This window comes from Diaminobutyricibacter sp. McL0608, from assembly GCF_039613825.1.
GTDB lineage: Bacteria > Actinomycetota > Actinomycetes > Actinomycetales > Microbacteriaceae > Diaminobutyricibacter.
Genome location: NZ_CP154826.1, coordinates 332,684 through 358,627 on the forward strand (window position 1 = coordinate 332,684; position 25,944 = coordinate 358,627).

Annotated in this window: 29 protein-coding genes; 18 read left to right on the top strand and 11 right to left on the bottom strand. The window is 67.8% G+C overall.

Annotation, left to right across the window (positions count from 1 at the left end; all coding sequences use genetic code 11):
- The 5 genes from AAYO93_RS01540 (at position 1) to AAYO93_RS01560 (ending at position 3,734) form a co-directional block, all read left to right on the top strand.
- Complete coding sequence (locus AAYO93_RS01540) at positions 1 to 939, top strand: carbohydrate ABC transporter permease (RefSeq protein WP_345763269.1); 939 nt, start codon at positions 1 to 3, stop codon at positions 937 to 939.
- A 2-nt stretch (positions 940 to 941) separates the two neighbouring features.
- A complete protein-coding gene (locus tag AAYO93_RS01545) occupies positions 942 to 1,847 on the top strand; it encodes a carbohydrate ABC transporter permease (protein WP_345763270.1) in 906 nt (301 codons plus the stop codon).
- 69 nt (positions 1,848 to 1,916) lie between these two features.
- Positions 1,917 to 3,056, top strand: coding sequence for a mandelate racemase/muconate lactonizing enzyme family protein (locus AAYO93_RS01550; RefSeq protein ID WP_345763271.1), 1,140 nt, complete (start codon positions 1,917 to 1,919; stop codon positions 3,054 to 3,056).
- The gene (locus AAYO93_RS01555; protein ID WP_345763272.1) at positions 3,053 to 3,391 is read left to right on the top strand and encodes an L-rhamnose mutarotase; all 339 of its coding nucleotides are present in this window, start codon (positions 3,053 to 3,055) and stop codon (positions 3,389 to 3,391) included. Before AAYO93_RS01550 ends, AAYO93_RS01555 begins: the two co-directional genes overlap by 4 nt.
- Positions 3,342 to 3,734, top strand: a complete 393-nt coding sequence (locus tag AAYO93_RS01560) for an amidohydrolase family protein (protein WP_345764937.1) — start codon at positions 3,342 to 3,344, stop codon at positions 3,732 to 3,734. The genes AAYO93_RS01555 and AAYO93_RS01560 overlap by 50 nt, the downstream gene beginning before the upstream one ends.
- On the opposite strand, the gene AAYO93_RS01565 is transcribed toward AAYO93_RS01560, so the two are convergent.
- The gene (locus AAYO93_RS01565; protein ID WP_345763273.1) at positions 3,719 to 4,498 is read right to left on the bottom strand and encodes a FadR/GntR family transcriptional regulator; all 780 of its coding nucleotides are present in this window, start codon (positions 4,496 to 4,498) and stop codon (positions 3,719 to 3,721) included. The genes AAYO93_RS01560 and AAYO93_RS01565 overlap by 16 nt on opposite strands.
- 176 nt (positions 4,499 to 4,674) lie before the next feature.
- Between AAYO93_RS01565 and AAYO93_RS01570 the strand changes: the two genes are divergently transcribed.
- The 4 genes from AAYO93_RS01570 to AAYO93_RS01585 are packed head-to-tail and all read left to right on the top strand — an operon-like array spanning position 4,675 to position 8,119.
- Positions 4,675 to 5,148, top strand: a complete 474-nt coding sequence (locus AAYO93_RS01570) for a carboxymuconolactone decarboxylase family protein (protein WP_345763274.1) — start codon at positions 4,675 to 4,677, stop codon at positions 5,146 to 5,148.
- 11 nt (positions 5,149 to 5,159) lie between these two features.
- Positions 5,160 to 6,080 (top strand): NAD-dependent epimerase/dehydratase family protein, encoded by a 921-nt coding sequence (locus tag AAYO93_RS01575; protein ID WP_345763275.1) that lies wholly within the window; start codon positions 5,160 to 5,162, stop codon positions 6,078 to 6,080.
- Positions 6,081 to 6,117: 37 nt separating this feature from the next.
- A complete protein-coding gene (locus AAYO93_RS01580) occupies positions 6,118 to 7,398 on the top strand; it encodes an MFS transporter (RefSeq protein WP_345763276.1) in 1,281 nt (426 codons plus the stop codon).
- 49 nt (positions 7,399 to 7,447) lie between these two features.
- Positions 7,448 to 8,119, top strand: coding sequence for a DUF805 domain-containing protein (locus AAYO93_RS01585; protein ID WP_345763277.1), 672 nt, complete (start codon positions 7,448 to 7,450; stop codon positions 8,117 to 8,119).
- On the opposite strand, the gene AAYO93_RS01590 is transcribed toward AAYO93_RS01585, so the two are convergent.
- Complete coding sequence (locus AAYO93_RS01590) at positions 8,116 to 8,241, bottom strand: hypothetical protein (RefSeq protein WP_345763278.1); 126 nt, start codon at positions 8,239 to 8,241, stop codon at positions 8,116 to 8,118. The two genes, AAYO93_RS01585 and AAYO93_RS01590, sit on opposite strands and share 4 nt — an antisense overlap.
- Positions 8,242 to 8,326: 85 nt before the next feature.
- Between AAYO93_RS01590 and AAYO93_RS01595 the strand changes: the two genes are divergently transcribed.
- The 9 genes from AAYO93_RS01595 to AAYO93_RS01635 all read left to right on the top strand — a co-directional run bounded on the left by AAYO93_RS01595 (position 8,327) and on the right by AAYO93_RS01635 (position 16,766).
- On the top strand, positions 8,327 to 9,082 hold the full coding sequence (locus tag AAYO93_RS01595; protein WP_345763279.1) for an IclR family transcriptional regulator: 756 nt from the start codon (positions 8,327 to 8,329) through the stop codon (positions 9,080 to 9,082).
- 92 nt (positions 9,083 to 9,174) lie between these two features.
- A complete protein-coding gene (locus tag AAYO93_RS01600) occupies positions 9,175 to 10,344 on the top strand; it encodes a 4-hydroxybenzoate 3-monooxygenase (protein ID WP_345763280.1) in 1,170 nt (389 codons plus the stop codon).
- A 13-nt stretch (positions 10,345 to 10,357) separates the two neighbouring features.
- The gene (pcaH, locus tag AAYO93_RS01605) at positions 10,358 to 11,122 is read left to right on the top strand and encodes a protocatechuate 3,4-dioxygenase subunit beta (RefSeq protein ID WP_345763281.1); all 765 of its coding nucleotides are present in this window, start codon (positions 10,358 to 10,360) and stop codon (positions 11,120 to 11,122) included.
- Entirely contained in the window at positions 11,115 to 11,738 is a 624-nt protein-coding gene (gene pcaG / locus AAYO93_RS01610; RefSeq protein WP_345763282.1) for a protocatechuate 3,4-dioxygenase subunit alpha, read from the top strand. Before pcaH ends, pcaG begins: the two co-directional genes overlap by 8 nt.
- Positions 11,731 to 12,870 (top strand): lyase family protein, encoded by a 1,140-nt coding sequence (locus AAYO93_RS01615; protein WP_345763283.1) that lies wholly within the window; start codon positions 11,731 to 11,733, stop codon positions 12,868 to 12,870. Before pcaG ends, AAYO93_RS01615 begins: the two co-directional genes overlap by 8 nt.
- Complete coding sequence (locus tag AAYO93_RS01620) at positions 12,867 to 14,084, top strand: bifunctional 3-oxoadipate enol-lactonase/4-carboxymuconolactone decarboxylase PcaDC (RefSeq protein ID WP_345763284.1); 1,218 nt, start codon at positions 12,867 to 12,869, stop codon at positions 14,082 to 14,084. The genes AAYO93_RS01615 and AAYO93_RS01620 overlap by 4 nt, the downstream gene beginning before the upstream one ends.
- A complete protein-coding gene (locus tag AAYO93_RS01625; RefSeq protein ID WP_345763285.1) occupies positions 14,077 to 14,907 on the top strand; it encodes a CoA transferase subunit A in 831 nt (276 codons plus the stop codon). The genes AAYO93_RS01620 and AAYO93_RS01625 overlap by 8 nt, the downstream gene beginning before the upstream one ends.
- Position 14,908: 1 nt before the next feature.
- A complete protein-coding gene (locus tag AAYO93_RS01630) occupies positions 14,909 to 15,559 on the top strand; it encodes a CoA transferase subunit B (RefSeq protein WP_345763286.1) in 651 nt (216 codons plus the stop codon).
- Positions 15,552 to 16,766: an acetyl-CoA C-acetyltransferase gene (locus AAYO93_RS01635; RefSeq protein ID WP_345763287.1), complete on the top strand. Its 1,215-nt coding sequence runs from the start codon at positions 15,552 to 15,554 to the stop codon at positions 16,764 to 16,766. The genes AAYO93_RS01630 and AAYO93_RS01635 overlap by 8 nt, the downstream gene beginning before the upstream one ends.
- A gap of 95 nt (positions 16,767 to 16,861) precedes the next feature.
- On the opposite strand, the gene AAYO93_RS01640 is transcribed toward AAYO93_RS01635, so the two are convergent.
- The 9 genes from AAYO93_RS01640 to AAYO93_RS01680 all read right to left on the bottom strand — a co-directional run bounded on the left by AAYO93_RS01640 (position 16,862) and on the right by AAYO93_RS01680 (position 25,811).
- On the bottom strand, positions 16,862 to 17,620 hold the full coding sequence (locus AAYO93_RS01640) for an SDR family NAD(P)-dependent oxidoreductase (RefSeq protein ID WP_345763288.1): 759 nt from the start codon (positions 17,618 to 17,620) through the stop codon (positions 16,862 to 16,864).
- The gene (locus tag AAYO93_RS01645; protein WP_345763289.1) at positions 17,617 to 18,684 is read right to left on the bottom strand and encodes a mannonate dehydratase; all 1,068 of its coding nucleotides are present in this window, start codon (positions 18,682 to 18,684) and stop codon (positions 17,617 to 17,619) included. Before AAYO93_RS01645 ends, AAYO93_RS01640 begins: the two co-directional genes overlap by 4 nt.
- A gap of 60 nt (positions 18,685 to 18,744) precedes the next feature.
- Positions 18,745 to 19,548: an SDR family NAD(P)-dependent oxidoreductase gene (locus AAYO93_RS01650; protein WP_345763290.1), complete on the bottom strand. Its 804-nt coding sequence runs from the start codon at positions 19,546 to 19,548 to the stop codon at positions 18,745 to 18,747.
- Positions 19,549 to 19,563: 15 nt separating this feature from the next.
- Positions 19,564 to 20,532: a DUF4432 family protein gene (locus tag AAYO93_RS01655; protein ID WP_345763291.1), complete on the bottom strand. Its 969-nt coding sequence runs from the start codon at positions 20,530 to 20,532 to the stop codon at positions 19,564 to 19,566.
- Between the two features lie 14 nt (positions 20,533 to 20,546).
- Entirely contained in the window at positions 20,547 to 21,425 is an 879-nt protein-coding gene (locus AAYO93_RS01660; protein ID WP_345763292.1) for an SMP-30/gluconolactonase/LRE family protein, read from the bottom strand.
- A gap of 25 nt (positions 21,426 to 21,450) precedes the next feature.
- A complete protein-coding gene (locus tag AAYO93_RS01665) occupies positions 21,451 to 22,143 on the bottom strand; it encodes an RraA family protein (protein ID WP_345763293.1) in 693 nt (230 codons plus the stop codon).
- Between the two features lie 46 nt (positions 22,144 to 22,189).
- Positions 22,190 to 23,239: an ABC transporter permease gene (locus tag AAYO93_RS01670; RefSeq protein WP_345763294.1), complete on the bottom strand. Its 1,050-nt coding sequence runs from the start codon at positions 23,237 to 23,239 to the stop codon at positions 22,190 to 22,192.
- A 2-nt stretch (positions 23,240 to 23,241) separates the two neighbouring features.
- Positions 23,242 to 24,750: a sugar ABC transporter ATP-binding protein gene (locus AAYO93_RS01675; protein ID WP_345763295.1), complete on the bottom strand. Its 1,509-nt coding sequence runs from the start codon at positions 24,748 to 24,750 to the stop codon at positions 23,242 to 23,244.
- Between the two features lie 77 nt (positions 24,751 to 24,827).
- On the bottom strand, positions 24,828 to 25,811 hold the full coding sequence (locus AAYO93_RS01680; RefSeq protein ID WP_345763296.1) for a substrate-binding domain-containing protein: 984 nt from the start codon (positions 25,809 to 25,811) through the stop codon (positions 24,828 to 24,830).
- Between the last annotated feature and the right edge of the window lie 133 nt (positions 25,812 to 25,944).

Consider the following 25,944-nt stretch of genomic DNA (forward strand, 5'->3'; position numbering starts at 1 on the left):
ATGACCCTCGCTCCACCGAGCGACCGGCTGACCGTCGACGCCTCCGGGCGTCGGCGGTCAGCCCGGAGCGGCCGAGCGCCGGGACGCACACCGATCGGCTACGTCTTCGTCTCGCTTTACGCCCTCCTCGCTCTTGCTTTCGGAATCATCCCCACGCTGTACGCGATACTGCTGGCGTTCACCAACGCCGACGGCGGCTTCGCCGGCTTCAACAACTTCGTGACGGTCGTCACAGACTTCCGGTTCTGGCCAGCGGTACTCCATGTGACCCTCTACCTGGTGATCTGGCTGATCGCACTCGTCATCTTCGTCGTGCTGCTCGCCCTCCTGGTGCACGGGCTGCGAGCACGGTGGGCCAGCACTTCACTGCGGTTCGTCTACTACCTTCCCGGTGCGCTCGCGGGGGCATCCAGCGTGCTCCTCTGGTTGTTCGTGCTCGATCCGACAGCCAGCCCGGTGAGCGGTCTCCTCCGCCTGATGGGTTTCAACAGCTTCGTGCAGGTGATCCAGCCAGGCAACCTTCCCGCCATTTTCGCAATCATCGCCTTCTGGACCGGAGCCGGTGGCTGGATCGTCATCATGTACGGCGCCTTGAACAACATCAGCACGGACATCCTCGAAGCTGCGCGCATCGACGGTGCGAACGCCGTCCAGATCGCGATACGCATCCAGCTTCCGATGCTGCGCAAGTGGATCGCCTACATGGGTGTCATGTCACTGGCGGCAGGGACGCAGCTGTTCGTGGAACCGCAGTTGCTGAGCCAGGCGAGCAACGGCGTGGTCCCGAATGACTACTCGCTGAACCAGCTGGCGTACCAGTACGCGTTCGAGCAGAACGACTTCAACGGCGCCGCCGCCATTTCGCTCATCCTGCTCATCGTCGCGCTCCTCTTGTCGTGGGTGTTCGTCACCCGCGGCGGTCTCTTCGAAAGGGAATGACCATGACCGCACTCTCCACCGGGCAACGTAGCCGCGTCAGTCTTCGCGGCTGGAGCGGGCGTGCCGTCGCGGGGCTCGTCCTGATCGTATTCGTTCTCTTCTTCGTGATCCCGATCGTCTGGCTGCTGTTCGCAGTGACCAAATCATCGCGGGCGCTTATCGTCGACAATCCCTTTTCACTGGGTTCCTGGACCGACTTCGTCGCGAACTGGAACCAGTTGTTCGGGTTCCAGGACGGTGCTGTCACCACGTGGATTGCAAACTCGGCCGAGTATGCGCTCGGTGCCCTCGTCATCACCCTCGTGGTCAGCATTCCGGCCGGCTACGCTCTTGCGCTCACCGAATTCAAGCTGCGCAAGCCGCTCCTCGTCCTCACGCTGGTCGTGATGCTGATTCCGAGCACCGCACTGGTGCTTCCCATCTTCCTGGAGCTGAACAGCGTCGGGCTCATCGGAAGCCCGCTTTCGGTCATCCTGCCCATGTCGTTCTTTCCATTCGGCGTATACCTGACGTATATCTACTTCTCGACCAGCATTCCCCGCGACCTCCTGGCCGCGGCTCGGATCGACGGATGCAGTGAGCTGCAGGTCTTCGCCCGCGTCGCGTTGCCGCTGGGGGCGCCGATCGTCGCGCTGGTCGCGTTCTTCAGTTTTGTGCAGAACTGGAACAACTTCTTTCTCCCGTTCGTGATGCTCCCGTCGAGCGACGGGTATCCCATCCAGGTCGGCCTGACGTCCTTGTTGTCGTCGACTCCCGCGTTCAACCCCAGCTCCGCCGGATCGGACTCGGTCCAGCTGCCGACCTTGGCGCTGGCGACGATCGTTTCGGTGCTTCCCGTCCTCATCGTCTTTCTGTTTTCCCAGCGATTCCTGGTCACGGGCATGACTGCAGGAGGGACCAAGGAATGAGCACGCACGTACATGAGGAGAGCTCGAAGTGAAGATCACCGGATACCGCAGTCTGACCACAGTTCACGATTGGGGAGACTCACTGGTGACGTCAACGGCGTCCAGAGTGGCAACACGACTCAGGTCCCCGTCCTGATCATCGAGACCGACAGCGGGGTCGAGGGCGTGGGTCTCGGCGCCCATGGCGACATCGCGCGGGTCTTCCCGGCCGTCGAGGGCGAGGACCCGCGAGCAGTCGTCGCCCTGTATGACCGGATGCTCGACTGGGTGTTCAAGGCCGGTCATTCGGGCGCGACGTTCGGAACCATCGGCGCGATCGATATGGCGCTCTGGGATCTGAAGGCGAAAAGCGCGGATGAGCCCTTGTGGCGCACGCTCGGCGCCCGCGAACGATTCGTCCCAGGGTATGCGTCGGGACTCGAGTTCGGACTCGACGATGACGATCTCGCGGCGCTCTATGGCGAGTTCGCCGACCGCGGCTTCAAGGCCGGCAAGTTGAAGGGCGGCCGGGATATCGATCGGGACCTCCCGCGTCTGGAGATCATGAGGGAGAGTCTCAGCCGCAACGCGCGACATCCCGCAATCATGTTCGACGCAAACGAGTCCTGGAACCACGCTCAGGCGGCTCGCTATGTTGCAGCCATCGAGGAGCGGATGGACCTCACCTGGGTCGAAGAACCGCTCCGCCGCTGGGATGCCGCCGGCATGGCTGCGCTACGCGGCAAGATCCGGGCGGCGATCGCCAGCGGTGAGAATCTGACCGGACTCGAGCAGTACCGGCCTCTCCTCGATGCGAACGCCATCGACATCGTGCAGGTGGGAAACGTCTGGGGGATCACACACTTCCTCCGCGTGGCGACGCTGGCTCACGGCCGCGACCTTCCGGTCAGTCCCGTCGCCTACAACGGCAATCCGGTGGCCCACGCGGCTGCAGCCGTCCCCAACCTGCTCACCTATGAAGTACAGGACCTCCACTTTCCGGTGGGCCTGGATATCGACCAGCAGTTCGATGATGGCGGCATCGTGCTCGGCGACCGCCCGGGTATCGGGATCGTCGTCGACGAGTCGCAGATGACGCTGGCAGGAGCAGTGCCGACCATCCCCGCCGCGGCCGGCCCCCACATCCGACCGGAACGAGCGGCACTCCGCCTCGTCGCCGAACCCGACGTCATCGACGTCCCGGTTCCTCCCCTGAGGCCGGTGTCATGACGAAGGCACCCGAACGACACGCCCTTGTGGTCGGTGTGCGGCCCGAGAAACGGGACGAGTACGTACGCCTCCATCGCTCGGTGTGGCCCGACGTGGAACGCACAATGAGCGAGTGCAACGTGCGCAACTACAGCATCTTCATCTTCGGCGACACCCTTTTCGCCTACTACGACTACGTCGGCGATGACCACGATGCGGACATGCGTCAGATCGCGGCCGATCCGGTGTCGCAGGAGTGGTGGGCCTATACCGACCCATGCCAGGTGCAGATCGGCGAGACACGGGATCCCGGATCACTGTGGCAACCCATCGACGAGCTCTACCACCTGGAATGACCGGGGAGGGCCACCCGGGCCCGGTGCGAACGCCGGCTCCTGGGCGTCCGGCTTCAACCAGGTTGCGGGGCATCAGAATGTCGTCGCGAAGATGTCGGGCGTGACGTCGGGGCTCGCGAAGGGAGGCTGGAGCGCTGACGACCTCCGACCCTACGTCGACTACGCGCTGGACGCGTTCGGGCCGGAACGCCTGATGTACGGGTCCGACTGGCCGCTTGCCGAACTCGGTGGGGGAGCCCCCGCGTGGACGGCGGCGCTGGAATCGTTGCTCGGCGGCCAGACGGCAAGCGATCGTGAGAGGATCTTCGGCTCGACCGCTGCTGCGGTCTATTCGCTCGACTGAGGCTTGCCGCCCCGGGGGCGAGGCGCGTGGTCGGGAAGCCGTCGGCGTTCCCATGACACGTGGATGTGCTCGTGCATGGCCTTCTCTGCTGCCGTCACGTCGTTTCGCGCGATCGCGTCCACGATGGCGGCGTGTTCGGTCAAGGTGTTCGCGACCGCGTTCGGCGGATTGATTCCCTGGTATCGGCTGGATTCGACCGCCCGCTTGTAGAGGTGCTTCGCGATGTTCTCGGCCAGTCGGTTTCCCGAGATCTCCATCAGGGCGAAGTGGAAGACCACGTCGGCCTGGCGGAACGAGTCCGTCTCCGATTCGCTCTCCCGCATGGCGGTGAGCGCGTTCTCCAGGCGTCGCAACTCGTCGGATGAGTGGGATGCCGCAACCGATCCCGCCATCGCCGATTCCAGGCTCGCGCGCACGATGGTCAACTCGTCCAGCACCCCGAGCGATTCATCGTTGTCGATCAGTGCAGACAGGACGATCGGGTCGAGCATGTTCCAGTAGCCCGGCGCCTGAACCTGCGTGCCGCGCCCTTGCGAGACGATGACCAGGCCTTTCTCCTCAAGTCGTTTGACCGACTCGCGGAGCACCGTGCGACTCACGCCGAAGTGCTCACTGAGCGGCCCTTCAGGCGGGAGAAGATCGCCCTCCTTCAGCTGCTCGGTGACGATCAGCTCGACAAGCTCGGCGACGACGGCGACACCAAGGCGTGCTGCTGGGAGTCTCTGCGGGATGAGACGGGATGCAGCCGTCGACTCGGTCGCCATACGTATGACCTTACCTGCAGTCCCAGTTTATGGAGCGGACCGCCCCTCCGTCTGGTTGGCATCGCCGTTGACCGCGCGGGATGCTCCGCCGAATCGCAGCGCAGTGTCACGGCTGCGACGGTCACCTCGTCTAACCCTGTGGAAGGTTCATTCGAGAACCGATGAAGGAGATCATCATGGCCGAACGGCTCAACCTCTGGGGCACGACTCTCGCACCGAAGTTCGGTAAGTACTTCGTTTCGGCGGGCAAGGTGGTGGAAGACTCACCCTTGCCCCGCTCGGTCCAGGGTCTGGTGCAGATCCGGGCGAGTCAGATCAATGGATGCGGGGGCTGCCTGGACATGCACACCAAGGAGGCGCTGCGCGGCGGCGAGACACCGCTGCGACTCAATCTGGTCGCAGCGTGGCGGGAGACGACGGTGTTCACCGATGCGGAGCGAGCTGCGCTCGAAGTAACGGAGCAGGGAACCCGACTTGCCGATTCTGCCGGTGTCACCGACGACGCGTGGGCGACCGCCGCCGAATACTTCGACGAAGAGCAGCTTGCCGCCCTCGTCGGACAGATTGCCGTCATCAACGCGTTCAACCGGATCAACGTCATAACACGCCAACCGGGCGGCGAGTACGTGGCCGGCCAGCTCGAAAAGTGAACTCCGCGGCAATGAGAGTGCTTCTGGCCGGCGCGTCCGGCACGTTGGGGCGGGTTCTGGTGCCGCGACTCCTCGCAGCAGGACACCAGGTGATCGGCATCACCAGATCGCCGCAGAGCGCCGAACGGCTGCGTGGTGTCGGCGCCGAGGCCATCGTTGCCGACGTGCTCGACCGGGACGCCTTGCTGCGCGCGCTCGACGGGCAGCGCGCCGACGCCGTCATCCACGAGCTGACCGCCCTCCGCAAACCGCCTCTGCGGTTCGGCGGCATGACGGGGACGAACCAGCTGCGCGAGACCGGAACCGCGCGTCTCATCGAGGCGGCCGGCGCAGTCGGGGCGACGAGGATGCTGACCCAGTCGATCGTGTTCGGGTACGGCTTCCGGCGCCCTCGGCCCGTCCCTCTCGACGAGTCGGCGCCATTCGGCGAGCCAGAAGGCTCGCGTGCCGATCCCACGATCGCTGCCCTTCGCTCGACCGAGTCGCAGGTTTTCGACGCGGCCGGCATCGAGGGTATCGCCCTGCGCTACGGCTTGTTCTACGGGCTCGACGCCGACGTGATGGCACCGATGTTGCGCAGGCGGATGCTTCCTGTCGCCGATCATGACGGGCTGATCCCGTTCGTCCATCATGAGGACGCAGCCGCAGCGACGGTGGCTGCTCTCGAGCGCGGCGTCGCCGGGCGGGCATACAACGTCGCCGATGCCGGCTCGAGTTGGCGTCACTACGCCGAGGCCGCGGCCCGAGCTTTCAGTTCGCCTGCGCCTCTGGTGCTGCCGAAGGGGCTGTTGCGGGCGGCGTTCCCCTATGCGGCTCAGCTGATGACCACCATGGACCTGCGCGTCTCCAGCGACCTGGCGCGACGTGAGCTCGCATGGACTCCGCGGTACGCCTCGGTCGAGCAGGGATGGGCGGCTATGAGTACTGGGTGAACCGCAGCGACGGATGTGCGCGACATAATGTGCACTGATGCGACAACTCCCGCCAGCCCTTGTCGAGACCTACGCCGGCTCGCCCGAACGAACCGGCGCGCTCTTCCGTCGCACCCTCGGCATCGTCATCGTGGCGCAGGTGTTCGGCGGAGCGGGCCTCGCCGCAGGCATCACAGTCGGTGCACTGCTCGCACAGAGCATGCTCGGCGGCGCGGGGCTCGCGGGCGTACCCGTGGCACTCTTCACCCTCGGATCGGCCGCGACGGCCTACCTCGTCGGCCGTGTCTCGCAGCGCAACGGGCGCCGGTTCGGCCTCACGTCAGGCTTCGTCGCCGGTGGTCTCGGCGCGCTCGGCGTCGTGCTCGCTGCCACGATCGGGAGCGTCCCCCTTCTCTTCGTGTCCTTGTTCGTCTACGGGGCGGGCACGGCGACCAATCTGCAGGCCCGCTACGCCGGCGCCGATCTCGCACCCCCGCAGCGCCGTGGCACAGCCGCCAGCCTCGCCTTGGTCTCGACGACGCTGGGCGCGGTCGCGGGCCCCAATCTCGTTGCGCCGATGGGCAGCGTGGCCACCGGCCTCGGCATCCCAGCCCTCGCGGGCCCGTTCCTGCTCGCGGCCGCCGCCTACCTCCTGGCCGGCCTCGTCCTCCTGATCTGGCTGCGGCCGGACCCTTTGCTGCTGGCGGCGGCGCTCGAGCGCGTGGATGAGGATGCGGCGGTCGCAGACGGCGTCGACGCATCCGCCGGCCAGACCGTAGTGCGCAACCGCGGCGTGGTGGTCGGCGCGACCGTGATGGTCCTCACCCAGGTGGCGATGGTCGCGATCATGACGATGACGCCCGTGTACATGGGCGAGCACGGCCACGGCCTGTCGGAGGTGGGCGTTGTGATCAGCATCCACATCGGCGCGATGTACCTGCCGTCACTGGTCACCGGCATCCTCGTCGACAAGCTCGGCCGGATGGTCATGGCGGTCGCTGCCGGCGTCACGCTTCTCGCCGCAGGCATCGTGAGCGCGACCGCTCCGCCCGACTCGCTCGCCCAGCTCATCCTCGCGCTGACCCTGCTGGGGCTCGGGTGGAACTTCGGACTCATCAGCGGAACAGCCCTCATTGTCGACGCGACCCTCCCGAAGACCCGAGCGCGGACCCAGGGCTCGATCGACGTGCTGATCGCTCTCACCGGCGCCGCCGGAGGGGCGCTCTCCGGGATGGTGATGGCGAGCACCAGCTACGCGCTCCTTTCGCTCGCCGGCGGCATCCTGTCACTCCTCCTGATCCCGGTCGTGCTGTGGTCGCGACGCCCGGCCGCAGCCTGACCAGAACTGGGGATGGGCGCCCGCGTGCCCTCGCTGACACACTCGAAAGATGGATGAGACCACCGCCGTTCCCCCCACCTCGGACCCCACGGCGGGCTGGTATCCGGATCCGCTGGACGACACGCAGCTCCGCTGGTGGACCGGGCAGGGATGGTCGGAGCACACCCAGCAGCATCCACGGTTCGCGCCGCCTGTATCCGCGCCGGTCGCCTACCCGTCTCCCGTCGCCGCGCAGGCGGCATCCGCGCAACCCACCTACGCTCAGCCCACCGAGTACGTGCCGATGGCCTACTCGGTGCCCGGCTACTCCTCCGGCGCGTACGTGCCGCTCGACCCACGTTCCGAACCGCTGCCCGGCGCTTCGATCGGTCAGGCGTTCGTGCGATTCTGGAGCAAATACGCGGTGTTCTCGGGGCGTGCGAGCCGCAGCGAATACTGGTGGTGGAACCTGATCTTCACCGTCGTCTACGTGGCGTTCCTGGTGGTCGCCTACGGTCTGCCCGCCCACTCGGTCGCCAGCACCGTCGTGAGTATCGGGTTCTTGTTCGTGGCGCTGGCCATCATCATCCCGTCGTATGCCCTGCTCGTGCGGCGGCTGCACGACGCGAACCTCAGCGGATGGAACCTTCTCTGGGCCTTCGTGCCGTTCGTCGGCGGCATCATCCTGCTTCTCTTGACGGTGCGGCAGTCCGACCCGGCCGGCAGGCGGTTCGACGTTTAGGGCCTCACCCGCCGGTCGTACGCATCGTACGCGGCAGCCCGTTCCGCGATCGTCCCGGCGAGAGCGCGCTGTCGCGCCGCCGTGTGCTGCACCTCGGCGAAGTGGTCGCGCTTCCCAGTCATCGTCAGCAGAATGAACCACTTTTCCCGACTTTCGCCGCGGCTGCAGCGGGCGGGCTCCGCCCGGCAGACGCCTTAGGCTGGCCGCATGGCCGGTGGTGCAGGCGACGCGCGCAGCGTCGCGGAGCGCGTCTTCGCCATCGCCGATGCCTTCGAGCGCGGCGGTGAACTGACGCTCAGCGAGGTCGCGCGCCGCGCCGACCTCCCGACGTCCACCGCACACCGCCTGCTCGCCGAGTGGGTCGAGTGGGGCGGTCTCGTTCGCGGCGACGACGGCCGCTACCGGGTCGGCATGAAGCTCTGGCGCCTGGGTGTGCGCCAGCCCACGGCCCGACGGCTGCGGGAAGTGGCGCGTCCCTACCTCGACGACCTCCTGGAGGCCACCGGCGAGCACGTGCACCTCGCCGTTCGCGACGGACTCGGCGTCGTCTACCTCGAACGGCTTTCGGGACCGGGCGCCGTACCGGTGATCAGCGAGGTCGGCTCCCGGCTCCCGCTGCACGCGACCGCCGTCGGCCTCGCGCTCCTCGCCTATGCACCGACCGACGTCTTCGACGACCTTCTGGCCGGCCCTCCGCGCAAGTTCCTCCCCAACACCCTCACCGGCGAGGCCGAACTGCGGTCGCGGCTGGCGGCCATCCGTGCGACCGGGCTCTCCACCTCGGTCGAAGAACTCACCCGCGGCGCGTTCTCGGTCGCGGCGCCGGTGCGCGACGCCGCCGGCGAGGTCGTGGCAGCGGTCTCGGTCATCGCACACGTCGAGCGGGCAGGGGAGCCGCAGTTCCCGCTGGGCGTCCGGATGGCGGCGCGCGGCATGTCGGGCGCCCTCGGCAACCGGCACTGAATATCTTTCCACTCAGTGGAAATCGTCGCCCGCTGACCGCGCCCATCCACGACGATGGACGAACCTTCCCATCGACGCGAAAGGCGGGAGCCGTGCGAACGCAGGTCGCCATCATCGGAGCCGGTCCCGCCGGGCTGCTCCTGGGCCACATTCTCCGCCGAGCGGGCATCGACTTCGTGATCCTCGAGCAGAAGTCGCGCGAGTATGTGCTGGGCCGCATCCGCGCCGGCGTGCTCGAGCAGGGCTCCGTCGACATCCTCCGCGACCTCGAACTCGACTCCGACCTCCAGGAGCGCGGCCTCACCCACCACGGCATCTACCTGCAGTACGAGGGGCAGCGCCACCATGTCGACTTCCTCGACCTGGTCGGGCGCACGGTCACCATCTACGGACAGCAGGCACTCGTTCGTCATCTTCTCGCCGAGCATGACCGCTTCGGCTCAGACGTGCGGTTCGACGTGGATGCCGTCCTCCCTCACGCGATCGAGTCGGACGCGCCGTTCATCACGGCCCTTCACTCCGGCGAAGAGCTCCGCATCGACGCCGACTTCATCGTGGGCGCCGACGGCTATCACGGCGTCTGCCGGCCGGCCATCCCGGGCGTCGCTGCCTACGAGCGCGGCTATCCGTATGCCTGGCTCGGCATACTCGCCGACGTCGCCCCGTCGACCGACGATCTCATCTACGCCCTGCATCCCGACGGTTTCGCCATGCACTCGATGCGGTCGTTGCAGGTGTCACGTCTCTACCTGCAGGTCGACCCCGACGAGTCCATCGACGCGTGGTCGGATGCACGAATCTGGGATGCGCTCCAGGAACGTCTCGGAGTCCCCGGCTGGACGCTGCAGGAGGGCACGATCACCGAGAAGTCGATCACTCCGATGCGCAGCTTCGTCGCCTCCACGCTCGAACACGGCAGGCTCTTCCTCGCGGGCGACGCGGGCCACATCGTGCCACCGACGGGAGCCAAAGGCCTCAACTCCGCCGTCGCCGACGTCGCGCTGCTCGGGCGCGCCCTCATCGCACGGCAGGCCGGTGACGAATCACTGCTCCGTGCTTACAGCGACGCTGCACTGGCACGCCAATGGAAGGTGCAGCAGTTCTCGCAGTGGATGACCGAACTGCTCCACGTCGACCGCAGGCTGGAGCAGTCTGAGATGGCCTTCCGCTACCGCAGCCAGGTCGGCCGTCTCGAGTACACGACCGCGTCGCGTCATGCGGAAGCGGCGCTCGCCGAACAATACGCAGGACTCCCGTTCTGAGGAGACACGACAGATGACAGAACCCACCCAGGATCAGATCAGTTCCGAAATCGCCCAGGCTCACGCCGCGGCGGCTGCGGCGGGCCCCCTTCCGGAGCAGGCGCTGCGTGACTTCGCGCCGTACCGGAGTTCCGTGCTGCGGCACCCGACCCACGCGCTCGTGCGTGCAGATCCCGAAGAGATCGAACTCGTGTCTCCCGCCTTCGGGCATTCGGATGTCGAAGCGCTCGAGAACGACCTCACCATCCAGCACAGCGGCGAGCCGCAGGGCGAGCGCATCGTTGTCACCGGCCGGGTACTCGACGGGGACGGCCACCCCGTGAGCGGCCAGCTGATCGAGATCTGGCAGGCCAACGCCGGAGGACGCTACGAGCACAAGCGGGACCAGCATCCAGCCCCGCTCGACCCCAACTTCAGCGGGGTCGGCCGTGCGATCACCGACGACGACGGCTCCTACCGGTTCATCACGATTAAGCCCGGCCCGTATCCGTGGCGCAACCACCGCAACGCGTGGCGGCCGGCACACATCCATTTCTCCCTGTTCGGAACGCAGTTCACTCAGCGTCTGATCACGCAGATGTACTTTCCGGGCGACCCGTTGTTCGCCCTCGACCCGATCTACCAGTCGATCGTCGACCCGGCCGCGCGCGAGCGGCTCATCGCCGGGTACGATCACGATTTGAGCGTGCCCGAGTGGGCGCTCGGCTTCCGCTGGGACATCGTGCTCACCGGCAGCAAGGCGACGTGGATGGAGCCGGAGGATGCCGACCATGCCTGACGAGACGACCATGCCTGACGAGACGACCACGCACACCCCCGAGACCGACCGCGAGTACCTGCAGACGCCCTCGCAGACGATCGGGCCCTTCTACGGGTTCGCCCTGCCGTACGACGGCGGACCGCAGGTGGCGGCGCCCTGGCACCCCGAATCAATCTGCCTCCATGGCACCGTTTTCGACGGGGCCGGCGAGCCGATACCGGATGCGCTCCTCGAGATCTGGGGTGCGGATGGCGACGGCACGCCGATTTCCCGTGTCGGCAGCATCAACCGCGACGGCTACACGGTGACCGGGTTCGGCCGCGCCCCGACCAACCGTGCGGGCGAGTTCACCTTCACCACGGTCAAGCCGGGCCCGACCCGGGCGGGCGCCGCTCCATACCTTCTGGTGACGGTCTTCGCACGCGGTCTCCTGCATCACCTGTTCACCCGCGCCTATTTCGGCGACGAGCCGGACCGCAACGGCGCCGATCCGTTCTTGAGCAGCGTGGACGCGGATCGGCGCCCAACACTCATCGCCCATCCTGATGCCGAGCGCAGCTATCGGTTCGACATCCACCTCCAGGGCGATGATGAGACCGTGTTCATCGACTTCCGCGGGGACGGCCATGGCTGACGCCTTCGATTGGGGACTGCTCGAACCGGCCGCCTCCGCCGGAGCGTCGGCAGGCGACGACGCGATACTGGATGCGCTCGTCGCGGTCGAGCGCGCCCTCGTCCTCGCGTGGGCAGACCTCGACGGCACCGACGGCTCATCGGCGGCTGCCGAGCTCGACGCGGATACTCTCGACCGGGATGCGCTGGTCGCGGGCGTCCGCAGGGACGGCATTCCCGTCGTCGCGCTGGTCGAACAACTCAAAGGGCAGGCTGGCGAACGGGCCGACCGCGTGCATCGCGGCGCCACCAGCCAGGACATCGTCGACACCGCGCTGATGCTCAGCTCGCGCGACGTGCTCGCCGAGGCGCGCGCACAGCTCGCCACCGCGGGCAGCGCCCTCGTCGCGCTCGCCCGACGCGAGCGGGGGGCGCCCTTCATCGCACGTACCCTCAGCCAGGAGGCCGAACCGACCACCCTCGGCGGTGCGGTCGCCGCCTGGCTGGACACCGTGTCGTCCGCACTGGCGGCGATCGACGCCGCAGGGTTTCCGGTTCAGCTCGGCGGCGCGGTCGGCACCGGCGAAGCGTTTTCCCGTCTGGCGGGCAGGGCGGATGCGCCTACCGTGCTCCGCGCATCCCTCGCGAACCGCCTGGGCCTCGCGGACCCCGGCCGCGCCTGGCACACCGACCGTGCGCCGGTGCTCGCGGTCGCTGCTGCGGCGGCGCAGGTGTGCGCGTCGGCCGGGCGAATCGGGCGCGACCTTGCGCTGGGTGCCCGCGACGGCATCCTGCTCCCGGACGAGGGCGGTTCGTCGTCGGCCATGCCTCACAAGCGCAACCCCGTGGATGCCGTGATCCTCAGCGCGAACGGTCTGCGGGCCGGTGGACTCGTCGCGACCCTGCACTCCGCGGCACTCAGTTCTGATGCGCGACCGGCCGGCGAGTGGCACGCAGAGTGGCAGGCCTGGCGCGGCCTGCTTCGGCTCGCCGCGGAGAGCGCGGCCGTTCTGGCCCACGCGGTGTCGCACCTCGTCGTCACGGCTCCGCCGGTCTCCGCACCCGCATCAGCGGTCGAGGCCGCTGGTGTCGTCGTGGATGCGTCCCTCGCCCGGTTCGCCGCGCTCACGCCCGAAACGGAGAAACCCCAGTGACCGTTCCCACCCTGCGCGGGTTCCTCACGCCCGCCAGCCCGACCGCCGCGACGAGCCGGCTCCTCGTGCTGCTTCCTTCGCTCGGCACCACCAGCGAACTCTGGGATGGCGTGGTCACCCGACTCGCCGCGTCGCCGGACGCTCCGCGCATCCTCCGTGTCGACCTTCCCGGCCATGGCGCCTCGCCCGTCGCCCGCGACCCGTTCACCGTGGCCGAGCTGGCTGTCGCCGTGCTGGACCTCGTCGACGAGGTCGGTGGGGGAGCGTTCCAGGTCGCCGGGGATTCGCTGGGCGGCACCGTCGCACTCGAACTGGCGATCACTGCGCCCGAGCGAGTGGTGGGCTTCGGGATGTTCTGCTCCGGGTCCCGGATCGGCACCGCCGAGTCGTGGGACGAGCGCGCCGCGCAGGTTCGCGCATCCGGGACGGCGTCCGTGGTTGCGGGAAGCGCCCAGCGCTGGTTCGCGCCCGGATACCTGGATGCGCATCCTGACGGACCAGGCCCGCGCGCGCTCAGCACGCTGCTCGACGTCGACGACGAGTCCTACTCTCTCTGCTGCGAGGCGCTCGGCGCATTCGACCGCACCGCCGCGCTCGACGGCGTGCAGGTGCCCGCGCTCATCGTCGCGGGCGGTCACGACCCGGTGTGCACGGCGTCCGCGATGCACGAGCTGGCCGCCTCGCTGCCGCACGCGCGGTTCGTCGAATTGCCCGACGCATCCCATCTCGTCCCGCTCGAAGACCCCGACGCGACGGTTGCGCTGATCGCCGACCACCTTCTCACGCCCAGCCTGTACGAGCAGGGGATGACCGTGCGCCGCGCCGTACTCGGCGACGCCCACGTCGACCGCGCGACCGCCGCGATCACCCCGGAGACCGCCGACTTCCAGGACTTCATCACGCGTTACGCGTGGGCCGAAGTATGGGCGCGACCGCAGCTCACCCGTGCGCAGCGCTCGATCGCGACACTCGCCAGCCTCGTGACCGGTGGTCATGAGAACGAACTGCTGATGCACGTGCGCGCCGCGCTGCGCAACGGTCTGACGCGCACCGAGATCGCGGAGGTCATCCACCACACCGCGCTCTACGCCGGCCTGCCGGCTGCGAACGCGGCGCTCGCCGTGATGCGGGACGTGTTCGCCGAGCAGGCGAGCGAACCCGACACCGAACCCGAGCCCGAACCCGACGCCGAACCCGAGGAGAACGATGGATAAGACCTGCGCGAGCGCCGCGGAAGCCGTCGCAGACATCCCGGCCGGTGCGTCGCTCGCGGTCGGCGGTTTCGGCCTCTCCGGCGTGCCGATCGTCCTGATCCGGGCGCTGCTCGCGAGCGGCGTCGACGGGCTCGAGGTCGTCAGCAACAACTGCGGCGTCGACGGCTGGGGGCTCGGCGAACTGCTGGCCGCCGGGCGCATCCGCCGGGTGATCGCGAGCTACATCGGTGAGAACAAGGAGTTCGCGCGGCAGTACCTCGGCGGCGAAGTCGAGGTCGAGCTCACCCCGCAGGGCACACTCGCCGAGCGGCTGCGCGCCGGCGGGGTGGGGATCCCCGCGTTCTACACCGCGACCGGTGCCGGCACTGCCGTCTCTGACGGTGGGATGCCCATCCGGTACGCCCCCGACGGCTCGATCGCCGAGCAGAGCCTCCCTAAGGAGCTGCGGCCGTTCGACGTGTTCGGGCACTCGAAGGAGTATGTGCTCGAGACCGCGATCAGCACCGACTTCGGGCTCGTCCGAGCGGCCGTCGGCGACCGGCACGGAAACCTGCGCTTCGAGAAGTCCGCTCGCAACTTCAACCCGCTGGCGGGGATGGCCGGACGCATCACCATCGCCGAGGTCGACCAACTCGTGGAACCGGGTGAGCTGGGACCCGACGACATCCACCTTCCCGGCATCTATGTCGACCGGATCATCGAGCTGACGGCGTCGGAGGCGTCCGACCTGCCCATCGAGAAGGTCACAGTCCGCCCGCGACCCAGCGGGCAGACGGGCCTGCAGCAGGCGAGCACGCAGCGCACGAGCACCGAGGAGAACTGATATGCCGCGCACCCGCGACGAGATGGCCGCCCGCGCCGCCCTGGAACTGACCGACGGCGACTACGTGAACCTCGGCATCGGTCTGCCCACGCTCATCCCCAATCACCTGCCCGACGGCGTCCACGTCGTGTTGCATTCCGAGAACGGCATACTCGGCGTCGGACCGTACCCGTGGGAGGGCGAAGAGGATCCGAAGCTCATCAACGCGGGCAAAGAGACGGTGACGGTGCTCCCGGGCGCGAGCTACTTCGACTCGGCCGCCAGCTTCGGGATGATCCGCGGTGGACGTATCGCAACGGCGGTCCTCGGTGCGATGCAGGTCTCCGCTGCGGGTGACATCGCCAACTGGGCCGTCCCCGGCAAAATGGTGAAAGGGATGGGCGGCGCGATGGACCTGGTCAACGGGGCCGAGCGCGTGATCGTCGTCATGGAGCACGTCGCCAGGGACGGCTCGGCGAAGCTCGTCGAACAGTGCACGCTTCCGCTCACCGGCCGGGCGTGCGTCGACCGGATCATCACCGACCTCGCCGTCATCGACGTGACCGCCGACGGGCTCGTGCTCCGGGAACTCGCCCCGGGGGTCACGACCGACGAGGTCGTGGCCGCCACCGGAGCCTCTCTGACCATCGCTCTGGAGGCCGCGGATGCCTGAGCTGCGCGAAGTCGTCATCTGCTCACCGCTGCGCACGCCGGTCGGCCGGATGGGCGGAGTGCTCGCTCCGCTGAACGCGCTGCAGCTGGCCGAGACCGTTCTCCGGGCGCTCGTCATGCGCACCGGGCTCGATCCGGCGACCGTGGACGGCGTGATCGGCTCCCAGGGCTACCCCACGATGGAGGCGCCCGCCTTCGGTCGCGTCGCAGCGCTGAACGCCGGGTTCCCGGTGACCACGACGGGCTATCAACTCGACCGGCGCTGCGGCTCAGGGTTGCAGGCGGTCGTCAACGCGGCGATGGAGGTGCAGACCGGCGTGAGCGATGTCGTCGTCGCGCTCGGTGCCGAATCGATGTCGAACGCGCTGCTCTACACCGAGCAGGGACGCCGTGGCCTCCCACCGGGCGGACTGATTCTTCACGACGCTCTCGCTCGCGGGCGGGAGACCGTCGGCGGCCGCGACTACCCGACACCGGACGGCAATGTCGGCACGGCGGAGACACTGCGCCGCGAATACGGCATCACGCGCGAAGCGCAGGATGCGCTGTCCCTCCGGTCGCACCAGCGGGCTGTCGCCGCGCAGGAGTCGGGCGCGTTCAATGCTGAGCTGGTGCCGGTGGAGGTGCCGGGCCGTCGCGGTTCCGTCCTCGTCGACCGGGACGAGCATCCGCGTGCCGACACCTCCCTCGAAGCGCTCGCCGGGCTACGTCCCGTGCTGCAGCGCGCCGACCCCGAGGCGACAGTGACGGCCGGCAACTCGAGCGGCCAGAACGACGCGGCGGCCGCGTGCGTCGTGACCACTCCCGAGCGCGCAGCGTCGCTCGGGCTCACGCCTTCCCTCCGCCTGCGGTCCTGGGCGGTCGCCGGCGTGGACCCGCGCGTCTTCGGTATCGCACCGGTGCCCGCCGCGAACCTCGCCCTCGAACGCGCCGGCCTCGGCTGGTCCGACATCGACGTGCTCGAACTGAACGAGGCCTTCGCCGTGCAGGTGCTCGCCTGCCTTGCCGACTGGGGCATCGACGCCGAGGACCCGCGGCTCAACCCGCGCGGCAGCGGCATCTCGATCGGCCATCCGATCGGCGCGACCGGCTTGCGGATGCTCGCAACGCTCGCGAACGAGCTCCCCGCCCGCGATGGAACACTCGCCGTCGAGACGATGTGCATCGGCGGCGGCCAGGCGCTCGCCGCGGTGTTCGAGCGCGCCTGATCGCCAGTCGCGAAACGCGTTCGCGAAAGGTGTCAGAAGTGGCTTTCAGAAGCCGTTCAGACTACTTCTGGCACCTTTCGCGGCGCTCAGGGCGCTCAGGCGGCGGTGATGCCGCCGTCGATGACGAGTTCCGAGCCCGTGATGAAGGAGGCGGCGTCACTGGCGAGGTAGAGGGCTGCGGCGGCGACCTCGTTCGGAGTGCCGAGCCGCCCGAGCGGCTGCCTGGCCACCAGCTGGGCCCGGTGGGCGACGGGATCACCGGCCTCCGCGAGCAGGCGACCCACCCACGGCGAGTCGACCGTGCCCGGGCAGATGCAGTTGCAGCGGATGCCCGCTGTCGCCCACTGCACAGCGATCTGCTTGGTCAGCGCGATCACCGCACCCTTGCTCGCGCAGTACGCCGCCCGATCGGGGAGCCCGATCGTGCCCGCCACCGACGCCGTGTTGACGATCACGCCGTAGCCGGCTTCGAGCATCCCGGGCAGCACCGCACGACTCATCAGGTAGGTGCCGCGCACGTTCACGCTGAAGACGCGATCCCACTCCTCCGGCTCGCAGTCGATGAGGTTCTTCGTCGATCCGATCCCGGCATTGTTGAACAGCGTGTCCACCGGTCCTTCGGCGAGCGCGGCCCGGACCGCCTCCTCGACCTGGTCGGCCTGGGAGATGTCGGCGCTCAGCCGGAGCACACCGTCCGGGATGTTGTCGGTCGCCAGATCGATGCCGACGACCTCGGCACCGCGCGCGAGCAGCCCGTGCACCAGCTCGAGGCCGATCCCCGAACCGGCACCCGTGACGATCGCACGACGACCGCGGAAATCGTCGACAGGAAAGGGCCGGACCTGAGCGTTCATGCGTTGTTCTCCTTCGAGGCGGGGTGCCCGTATGCGGCCTGCTCCAGGCCGCGGATGTAGCCGATCGCGAACAGGCGGCCGAGTGTCTCGTAGCCCGGACGCTGGTTCGATTCGCCGTCGAGGGTCGGAACGTGGTCGGGTCGCATCGGACCTGCGAATCCGACCTCGTGGTAGGCGCGCATGCACTCCGGCAGGTCGGTCTGACCTGCGTCGTGGAACGTCTCCTGGAACTTCGCGACCGTGCCTTTCACGTCGCGGAAATGCACGAACGGAATCTTCTGCGAGCCGAATTCGCGGATGAGGCTCGGCAGGTCCGTCTCGCCGTCGATGACCTCGCGCATCAGGGCGAAGTTGCCCTGGCAGAACGTGATCCCGTTGTTCTCGGACGGCACCAGCTCGAGCATCCGGCGGTACGCGGCGACCGAACTCATGATGCGCGGAAGGTTGCGGTCCCACGGTCGTGGCGGGTCGTCCGGATGCAGCCCCAGGCGTACGCCGGACTCCTCGGCGACCGGGACAACCGCCTTCAGAAAGTATTCGAGCGCCGACCACATCTGCTCCGGCGTCACTTCCCCCGGCTGGACGAGCGGAGGCTTCTCCTCCGACACGGCCAGCTCGAACCCCGTGACGAGAGCGCCGCCGCGAGCCGGAATGGCCGTGTCGGTGCGACCCCAGCTCGACAGCGCCATCCAGTTGTAGCAGAGCGTGGTGATGCCGAGTTCGCCCATGGCCTTCACCTGGGTGATGACGTTGTCGATCTCCTCATCGCGACCGGGCAGGCCGAGGCGCGCCTTGTCCATCGGTGCGCTGTCCTCGAAGCCGACGACAGTGAAGCCGTGATCGGAGAAGAGTTCCGTGTTGTGCCGGAGCGCCTTCTTGCCCCAGGGCACGTCGTCGGCGTCGATGTCGCCGAAACCTTTCGCGCCGACGGATGCGAACATCCGCTGGTCCTGCTCGGCACCGTTCAGGAGACCGACGATGGTGTCGACTCCGCACTGCTTGATCAGCTTCCACGACGCCTCGGGGCGTGGAGGCAGCATCTCGCTGAGTTTGATGGTGGACATCGCCTATCCTTTCGTGGAGTTCAGGGCTTTCGGGGGAGATCAGGTGGGGTACGTGCCGGATCAGGCTTGGGGAAGGGGCGCGGCGATGCGGCAGAGGAGTCCGCCGTCGACGGTGATCTGGGCGCCTGTGACAAAGCTCGCGCGGTCGCTCGCGAGGAACGAGACGACCTCGCCGATCTCGCCCGGCTGGGCGATCCGGCCGAGCGGATGCGCGCTGCCCCAGTTCGCGAGTACCGACTCGATGCCCGCGGGGCTGCCGTCGGAGAACTCGGCCGCCGAGTGCCGCAGCATCGGAGTGTCGACCGAGCCGGGGAGCACGCTGTTCACGCGCACGCCGTACTGGGCCTCATCGACCGCCATCGCCCTGCACAGCGCGTTGAGCGCCCCTTTGCTCGCAACGTAGGCGGCGACGAGGTTCTGGTTCGCCACGCCCTGAACCGAGGAGATCACGCCGACAGTGCCGTTTCCGGTCGAACGGATGGCGGGGAGCGCGACGTGGGCCGCGAGGTAGACGCCCTTCACGTTCACGTCGAACACCTCGTCCCAGAGGGCGGGCGTGGTGCCGACGACGTCGCCGTAGCGCTGGATGCCCGCGGACGTCGCCAGGTGGTCGAGCCGGCCGAACTCGCTGAGCGCCAGGGCGACGGCGCGTTCGCTCGTCTCGATGTCGTCGATCGGGCCGATGGTCGCGACTGCGCGCCCGCCTGCCGCCTCGATCTCCGCGACGGTCTCGTCTGCTGCATCCCGGGTCAGTCCGTGCACCACGACCGAGGCCCCCTGCCGGGCGAAGGCGAGGCAGATGCCTTTGCCGATGCCTTGCGAGCCTCCGGTCACCAGAGCGACCCTGCCGTCGTGATCTGCCATCGTTCTTCCTCTCGCTCAGTCGGATGCCACGCTGGGGCGCGACACACTCAAAGTCATTCTGATCGTCGTGGTCTGTTCGGGTGCGAGCGCGAGCACGCTGCGCCGCTCCGGGCCTGAGGTCTGTGTGCTCGCGGGTTCGATGGCGATCACACGTGCACGCTGGAACCACGGGTAGTCCGCGCTGTAGTTCAGTTCTTCCCAGAACCACGCGTACGGGAGCTGTTCGGCATCCCACTCGACCTCGACGGCCAGCCCCGTGCGCGTGTTGGTGATGCGATACCACGGGCGCTCGAAGTCGGAGAGCCAGCCGAAGACCATGTGCCGGGTGCCCGGAGCTGGGAGGTCGCCGAGGTCGAGCGGTCGGCCGTCGACGGTCGTGGCATCGGGCCAGCCGAATTCCGTGCCGGCCGCGAGCGGGCCGGTCGTCTCGGGATCGGCCGTGAAACGTCGCGCGCCGGTCTCGATCCGGCAGGCGTCGGCGAGCAGGTCGGCCCCGAACGCGGGATGCTGCACGTAGTCGAATTCGAGCGGCTGAGTGCTGAGGTTCGTCAGCCGGTCCTGCACCTGCAGCGTGCCGCGGTGCAGCCGCACCTCGCGCTCGATCCGAACCGGCAGCGACAAAAGGTCGAGGCTCAGGATGGCGCGATCGTCGCGGGCGTCGACGACGGTCCACGCCGATACGGCCACCTCACCATGGAAGCCGAGTGCGGCCCCGTGGATGGTTCGCGCAGCTCCGGCGTTCGGCACGAGGGTCTGCCACCCACCGCGGTACCCGGCGAAGAAGTTCGCGAAGGGATCGGTGCTGACCGGTGGCACACCCGCGAGTACCTGGTCGGCGCGGGCTCGGGTCGGCGTCGACCACATCACCTCGGATCCCGAGCCGGTCTCTACGACGGAGAGCACGTCGGCGCCGCGTTGCGGGTCGAGCACAACCGTGAGCTGGGGGCTGGTGAGCGTGATCGCGTGAGGGGGGAACGGTGTCATCTGCGCTTCCTCGATCAGCCCGCGAACGCGGTGACAGGCACGCCGCGGGTGTCGGTCGCGACAGCGAACACGGAACCCGCGTCGGGCTGCGCGGCCAGCTGCTCGGCGTCGAGATCGGAGGTCGCGCTCGTGATGTAAAGGGTGCCGTCCGCACCGAAGGCGCACGACGAGGGCTGCGCGCACGGCATCGCCACGCGCCCGATGACCTCACCGCGCCGGTCGACCCGCAGGACCTGCGCGCCGCCCCACATCGCGATCCAGATGCCGCCGTCGACGTCGACGGCGAGCCCGTCGGGGAGGCCGTCAGCCTCGGCGAATGTTCTGAGCACCTCGAACGCGCCGAGTTCGCCGCTGTGGGCGTCGAACGGGGCGACCAGCAGCTGACGTGTCATCGAATCGACGAGGTAGAGCTCCGTGTCGGCGGCGTTCCAGCCGAGCCCATTGGGGAGGGTGAGGCCCTCGTGCACGACCCGCGAAGTCGGGCCGCCATCCCAGACGCGCAGTGCGCCCTGACCGGGCACGAACTCCAGGTGGTTCATGCCGGCCCACAGACGGCCGCGCGAGTCGCACTTGGCGTCGTTGCTGCGCAGGTCGGGCGACGTGAAGTCCGGGGCGACGATGTTCAGTTCGCCGTCGACCACGAAGCCGTAGCCATCGGATGCTGCAACGGCGAAGCCCGGGGCATCCTGACGGGGAACGGCGGCCCCGAGCATCGTGTCGAGCGTGGTCGAGTGCTGGTCACCGCTTGCGAGGTCGGTCTCGAAGAGTCCGCCGCGGGTGATGTCCACCCAGACGAGTCGTCCGGTGCGGTGGTCGAAGACCGGACCTTCGCCGACTTCGGAGCGGGCGCGGATGACCACGCGGGGGTCGGTGTATTCCTTCACTGACGTCATTCTCGTCTCCATTCGCGGGCCCGGCCTACAGCACACCGTAGGTGCGGAAGGCCTCGGTTGCGCTCATCCCGTCTTCTATCGCGGCACGGACCTGATTCTCCGCGCCCGCCTTCTCCAGCGCGCGGGCGACCACTTCATCCTCCACCGCTCGAGGAATGACCAGGACACCGTCGATATCGCCGACCACGAGGTCACCGGGAGCGACGGACACGCCGCCGACCTCGACGGCCACGCCATAGTCACGGACGATCGTCCGTGCGCTCGAGTCCTGGGCGTAGGCGCCAGTGCTGAAGACCGGAAAGTCCTGTCCGAGCACCTTGGCGGTATCGCGATGGAAACCGTGGACGACCGCACCGGTAGCGCCGCGCGTCTGCGCCGTCGCCGTGAGGATCTCTCCCCACATCGCGGCTTCCTGCGCACCGCCGCGTGCGAGATAGACCTCGCCGGGTCGGAGGGAGTCGAGTGCCTCGGTGAGGTGGCCGAACGGCTTCTTCTGCGGGCCGAAGACGTCGGCCACGAGAACCGGCATTGCGCGACCGGCGAGCCGCATCCCAGGCAGCAGCGGCCGGATCTCCGGCGGAAGGAACTGGTGGAAGAAGCCCAGCTGGTCGAGGATGTCGCCGAGCACCGCGGTGTACAGCGTGTCGTTGATCAGCGCGAAGCGTTCTGCGTCCGCGATCTGCGCAGCCGCGTTCTGCGTGGCCGTGGTCTGGGTCATAGGGGATCCGATCGTGTCCGGTTTCGTGAGGTCTGACATTCGAGGCTCAGCTGGTTGCGCTTCGACGGCTGCGGAAGACATTGACGAGCACGGCTACCAGCACCACGATGCCACGCACGACCTGCTGGGTGTACGGATCGACTCCGAGGAGCACCATCCCGTTCAGCAGTGTTGCGATGAAGAGCACGCCGATGACCGTTCCGGTCACGGTGCCCTTGCCTCCGGAAAGGGCCGCGCCTCCGATGATGGCTGCCGAGATCGCATCGAACTCGAGCCCGTTCGCGATCGTCGCGGTTCCGGCCGAGAGCTGTGCGCTGAAGAGCAGTCCGGTGATGGCCGCAACGACTGCCGTGATCATCATCACCAGGATCTTGACGGCCTTGACGTTGATGCCCGACAGGTTCGCGGCCTTCATGTTGCCGCCGACTGCGTAGATGGAGCGGCCGAACACGGTCCTCTTCGCGATCACGCCGATCACGATGAAGATCCCGACGAAATACAGCGCTGAGACGGGGACACCGGTACCCGGGCCCCAGGTGAACACGCGACCGGTGCCCCAGTAGAAGAACTCGGACGACGGGATCGGAAGCGGGAAGTTGCTCGTGATGAGCTCGGCGAGGCCGCGGAGCGCCAGGAACAGAGCCAACGTCGAGATGAACGTGGGAACGCCGAAATAGGCGCGCATCACGCCCGAGAACGCGCCGATCGCGGCGGCGACCACCAGGACGATGACGACGACGAGCGGGAACGGAAGCCCCGCCTTCACCACCAGGACGCCGAGCATCGACGATGCAAGCGCGGCCATCGAACCGACGGAGATGTCGATCTCGCCCGCGATGATGACGAGGGTCATAGCGAGGGCCACGACACCGAAGAACGCTGCATTCTGGAGAATGTTGAGTTGGTTCTGAACCTGCAGGAACTGAGGTGACGCGATGGCGAGCACCACATAGAGCGCAAGGAATACCAGGAGGAGGCCGAAGCCGTCCCACGCGACGAGCCGGCGCAGCAACGAGGTCGATGCAGGTCGGCCCGTGTCGGGTGCAGGGGCGGATGGCGCCGGCGCGATGGCTTGGGGGTTGGGTGCTGTGCTCATGATTAGTCTTCTTCCTTCATGACTGACGACAGGATCTTGTCGGCGCTGGCGGCCGCACCGACGAGCTCCTCGCGGTTCCTTCCCGAGCGGAGGACGATCACCCGATCGCACACCTGACTGAGTTCCTCGAGTTCCGAGGAGACGAAAATGGAGGACACACCCTCGGCTGCGAGGTTACGGATGAGCGTGTAGATCTGCGTCTTCGCGTGCAGGTCGACACCTCGTGTCGGCTCGTCGAGGAGCAACACGCGCATGTCCGCAGCCAGGGCGCGACCGATGACGCCTTTCTGCTGGTTGCCGCCCGAGAGGGTTCCGATCTCCTGAGCGGGAGATGAGGCGCGGATCGACAGCTTGCTGAGGATGCCGGCTTCGAGGGGCGCCTCCCGGCGGGCACTGATCCAGAACTTCGGGAGGAGGCGCCCGCGCGCGGAGAGCATGGTGTTCTCTCCGATACCGAGGAGCGGGACGATTCCGCCCGCCTTGCGGTCCTCGGAGATCATCGCGACCTTGCGGTCGAGCATCCCGCGGGGAGTCCGACGATCGACCTTCTTGCCGGACACCCGGACCTCGCCTGTGGCGTCGCGACGGAGGCCGAAGATCGCCTCGAGCAGCTCCGTGCGCCCGGAACCCAGGAAACCCGCTATCCCGAGCACTTCGCCCTCGTGGAGGTCGAAGCTGACGTCGTCGATGATCTGGCCCACCGCCAGGTTGCGGACCGAGAGCGCGACGGGCGCGGCGGAACGGTCGCGGTGATCGACTGTGGTGACGCTGGCGGTCTCACCGGCGACGAGCTCCGCGACGTACGCTGTGCTCGCGGTTGCAGCGGCCATCGTCTCGACCACGCGACCGTCGCGCATGACGGTGATGCTGTCGGCGACGAGCGGGATCTCCTTCATGCGGTGGGAGACGTAGATGATCGCCACACCCTGGCCGGCGAGCCTGCGGACCAGAGCGATGAGCGCGTCGACCTCGCTCGCGTTCAGGGCGCTGGTCGGCTCGTCGAGGATGAGCACCTGCGGTTCGTCGACGAGGGCCTTCGCGATCTCCACCAGCTGCTGCTGGGCGATCGGGAGGTTGCCGACGAGTTCCCATTCGGGAAGGGTGACCCCGAGTTTGGTGAGGGCGCGGTGGGCTCGTGCCTGCAGTTCGGTGGCATCGATGAAGCCGCCGCGGTTGGGCCACCGGCCCATCGTGATGTTCTCTGCGACGGTGAGGCCCGGCACAAGACTGAACTCTTGGTGGACCACCGAGATCCCCCCGGCGCGGGCGTCGCCCGGGCCACTCCACTCGACCTCATCACCGGCGAGTACGATCGTGCCCGAGTCGGGCGAGACCGCACCGGAGATGACGTTGACAAGGGTGGACTTGCCCGCGCCGTTCTTGCCGAGCAGGGCGCGAACCTCTCCGCGGTTGAGGGCGAAGTCGACGTCGCTGAGTGCGCGGATGGCGCCGTAGGACTTGCTCAGCTCTCGGCAATCGAGGATCGGGCCGTCATCGGGGATCGCGTTCATGTGGTGCACCTTTGCAGCAGAGCGTGGAACGGAAGCGGATGGAGTCCGCGCGGCGGCGGACTCCATCCGCATTCTGGTTACTTGTTGTCCGCGATGAACTTGTTGATGTTGTCCGGTGCGGAGCGGTCGTACACGACACCCGGGAGCTGGACGGAGAACGGGCTGTTCGTTCCGCGCGAGTGCGCCGTCTTGGCCATCTCGTAGGCACCCTGCGCAGTCTTCACAGGGTCCTGGCCCGTGCTCACCTGGAGGATGTTGTCCGAGTCGACGAGGAATCCGGCGATCTGGGTGGAGATGTCGGTTCCGAACACCGGAATCGATTTGCCCGCCTGCTTCACGCCGAGGGTGGCGCCGACCGTGCCGCCGTCGTTCGAGGCCCAGATGGCGTCGACGTCGGGGTGGGCCGTCAGGATGTCGGTCGCGACCGCGGTCGCCTTGTCAGCGAGGTAGCCTTCCTGATCCGTGACGTAGGTGACCTTCACGCCGGCATCGGAGAGCGCCTTCTTGAAGCCTGCTTTGCGCAGCTTGCAGGCGGAGGCGATGTCGCAGTTGAGGATCGCGATCTTGACCGTCTTGCCTGCGTCCTTGTCCTGGAAGTACTTCACGGCGACATTGCCCGTGCCGGTGCCGAGCGCGGTGTTGTCGGTCTGGATGACACCCTTGACCACAGCCGGGTCGGTGGAGTTGCCCAGGCAGTTGCCGTAGCAGATGAGGGTGATGCCCGCGTCGGTGATCGACTTCATCGTCGCGAGCGACGCTGCGTCGCCGGCGGGCTGCATGAGGATCGCATCGACCTTGGCCTGGATCATGTTCTGCGCGACCTGCGCCTCGGTGGCGGGGTCGTTGTTGGACAGGCCGGTGGTGACGGTGCCTCCGTCGGCCTTGACCGCAGCCTCGAGGCCGGTCTGGATGCCCTGGAAGTAGGTGTCGCCCTGGAGCATGATGAGGCCGACCTTCAGGCCGCCGCTCTTCGCACCGGAGGTGCTGTCGTCGCTTGCTGCGGCTGTGCCGGAGCATGCCGAGACGACGAGTGCCGTAGCCACGGCGAGGGTGCCGGTCACGAGCGCACGTCGGACAGCTCGGGCGGAGCCCCCTCTGCGTGTTAGAGAAAACATCGTTGTTCTTCCTCCTAGATTGACTTGCAGGTATCACTGGTGGCGGAGTGGTGCTGTCGCTGCAGCGCGAGGCGCGGGT

What these genes read in the sequence shown, in the direction of transcription:
- AAYO93_RS01565 (WP_345763273.1), bottom strand. Translation starts at nt 4,498, where the DNA reads ATGGCGACCGAGTCGACGGCTGCATCCCGTCTCATCCCGCAGAGACTC.
- AAYO93_RS01585 (WP_345763277.1), top strand. Translation starts at nt 7,448, where the DNA reads ATGGATGAGACCACCGCCGTTCCCCCCACCTCGGACCCCACGGCGGGC.
- AAYO93_RS01595 (WP_345763279.1), top strand. Translation starts at nt 8,327, where the DNA reads ATGGCCGGTGGTGCAGGCGACGCGCGCAGCGTCGCGGAGCGCGTCTTC.
- AAYO93_RS01555 (WP_345763272.1), top strand. Translation starts at nt 3,053, where the DNA reads ATGACGAAGGCACCCGAACGACACGCCCTTGTGGTCGGTGTGCGGCCC.
- AAYO93_RS01675 (WP_345763295.1), bottom strand. Translation starts at nt 24,750, where the DNA reads ATGAACGCGATCCCCGATGACGGCCCGATCCTCGATTGCCGAGAGCTG.
- AAYO93_RS01645 (WP_345763289.1), bottom strand. Translation starts at nt 18,684, where the DNA reads ATGTCCACCATCAAACTCAGCGAGATGCTGCCTCCACGCCCCGAGGCG.
- AAYO93_RS01540 (WP_345763269.1), top strand. Translation starts at nt 1, where the DNA reads ATGACCCTCGCTCCACCGAGCGACCGGCTGACCGTCGACGCCTCCGGG.
- AAYO93_RS01630 (WP_345763286.1), top strand. Translation starts at nt 14,909, where the DNA reads ATGCCGCGCACCCGCGACGAGATGGCCGCCCGCGCCGCCCTGGAACTG.
- AAYO93_RS01590 (WP_345763278.1), bottom strand. Translation starts at nt 8,241, where the DNA reads ATGACTGGGAAGCGCGACCACTTCGCCGAGGTGCAGCACACGGCGGCG.
- AAYO93_RS01545 (WP_345763270.1), top strand. Translation starts at nt 942, where the DNA reads ATGACCGCACTCTCCACCGGGCAACGTAGCCGCGTCAGTCTTCGCGGC.
- AAYO93_RS01615 (WP_345763283.1), top strand. Translation starts at nt 11,731, where the DNA reads ATGGCTGACGCCTTCGATTGGGGACTGCTCGAACCGGCCGCCTCCGCC.
- AAYO93_RS01650 (WP_345763290.1), bottom strand. Translation starts at nt 19,548, where the DNA reads ATGGCAGATCACGACGGCAGGGTCGCTCTGGTGACCGGAGGCTCGCAA.
- AAYO93_RS01580 (WP_345763276.1), top strand. Translation starts at nt 6,118, where the DNA reads ATGCGACAACTCCCGCCAGCCCTTGTCGAGACCTACGCCGGCTCGCCC.
- AAYO93_RS01575 (WP_345763275.1), top strand. Translation starts at nt 5,160, where the DNA reads ATGAGAGTGCTTCTGGCCGGCGCGTCCGGCACGTTGGGGCGGGTTCTG.
- AAYO93_RS01640 (WP_345763288.1), bottom strand. Translation starts at nt 17,620, where the DNA reads ATGAACGCTCAGGTCCGGCCCTTTCCTGTCGACGATTTCCGCGGTCGT.
- AAYO93_RS01635 (WP_345763287.1), top strand. Translation starts at nt 15,552, where the DNA reads ATGCCTGAGCTGCGCGAAGTCGTCATCTGCTCACCGCTGCGCACGCCG.
- pcaG (WP_345763282.1), top strand. Translation starts at nt 11,115, where the DNA reads ATGCCTGACGAGACGACCATGCCTGACGAGACGACCACGCACACCCCC.
- AAYO93_RS01670 (WP_345763294.1), bottom strand. Translation starts at nt 23,239, where the DNA reads ATGAGCACAGCACCCAACCCCCAAGCCATCGCGCCGGCGCCATCCGCC.
- AAYO93_RS01665 (WP_345763293.1), bottom strand. Translation starts at nt 22,143, where the DNA reads ATGACCCAGACCACGGCCACGCAGAACGCGGCTGCGCAGATCGCGGAC.
- AAYO93_RS01625 (WP_345763285.1), top strand. Translation starts at nt 14,077, where the DNA reads ATGGATAAGACCTGCGCGAGCGCCGCGGAAGCCGTCGCAGACATCCCG.
- AAYO93_RS01655 (WP_345763291.1), bottom strand. Translation starts at nt 20,532, where the DNA reads ATGACACCGTTCCCCCCTCACGCGATCACGCTCACCAGCCCCCAGCTC.
- AAYO93_RS01660 (WP_345763292.1), bottom strand. Translation starts at nt 21,425, where the DNA reads ATGACGTCAGTGAAGGAATACACCGACCCCCGCGTGGTCATCCGCGCC.
- AAYO93_RS01570 (WP_345763274.1), top strand. Translation starts at nt 4,675, where the DNA reads ATGGCCGAACGGCTCAACCTCTGGGGCACGACTCTCGCACCGAAGTTC.
- pcaH (WP_345763281.1), top strand. Translation starts at nt 10,358, where the DNA reads ATGACAGAACCCACCCAGGATCAGATCAGTTCCGAAATCGCCCAGGCT.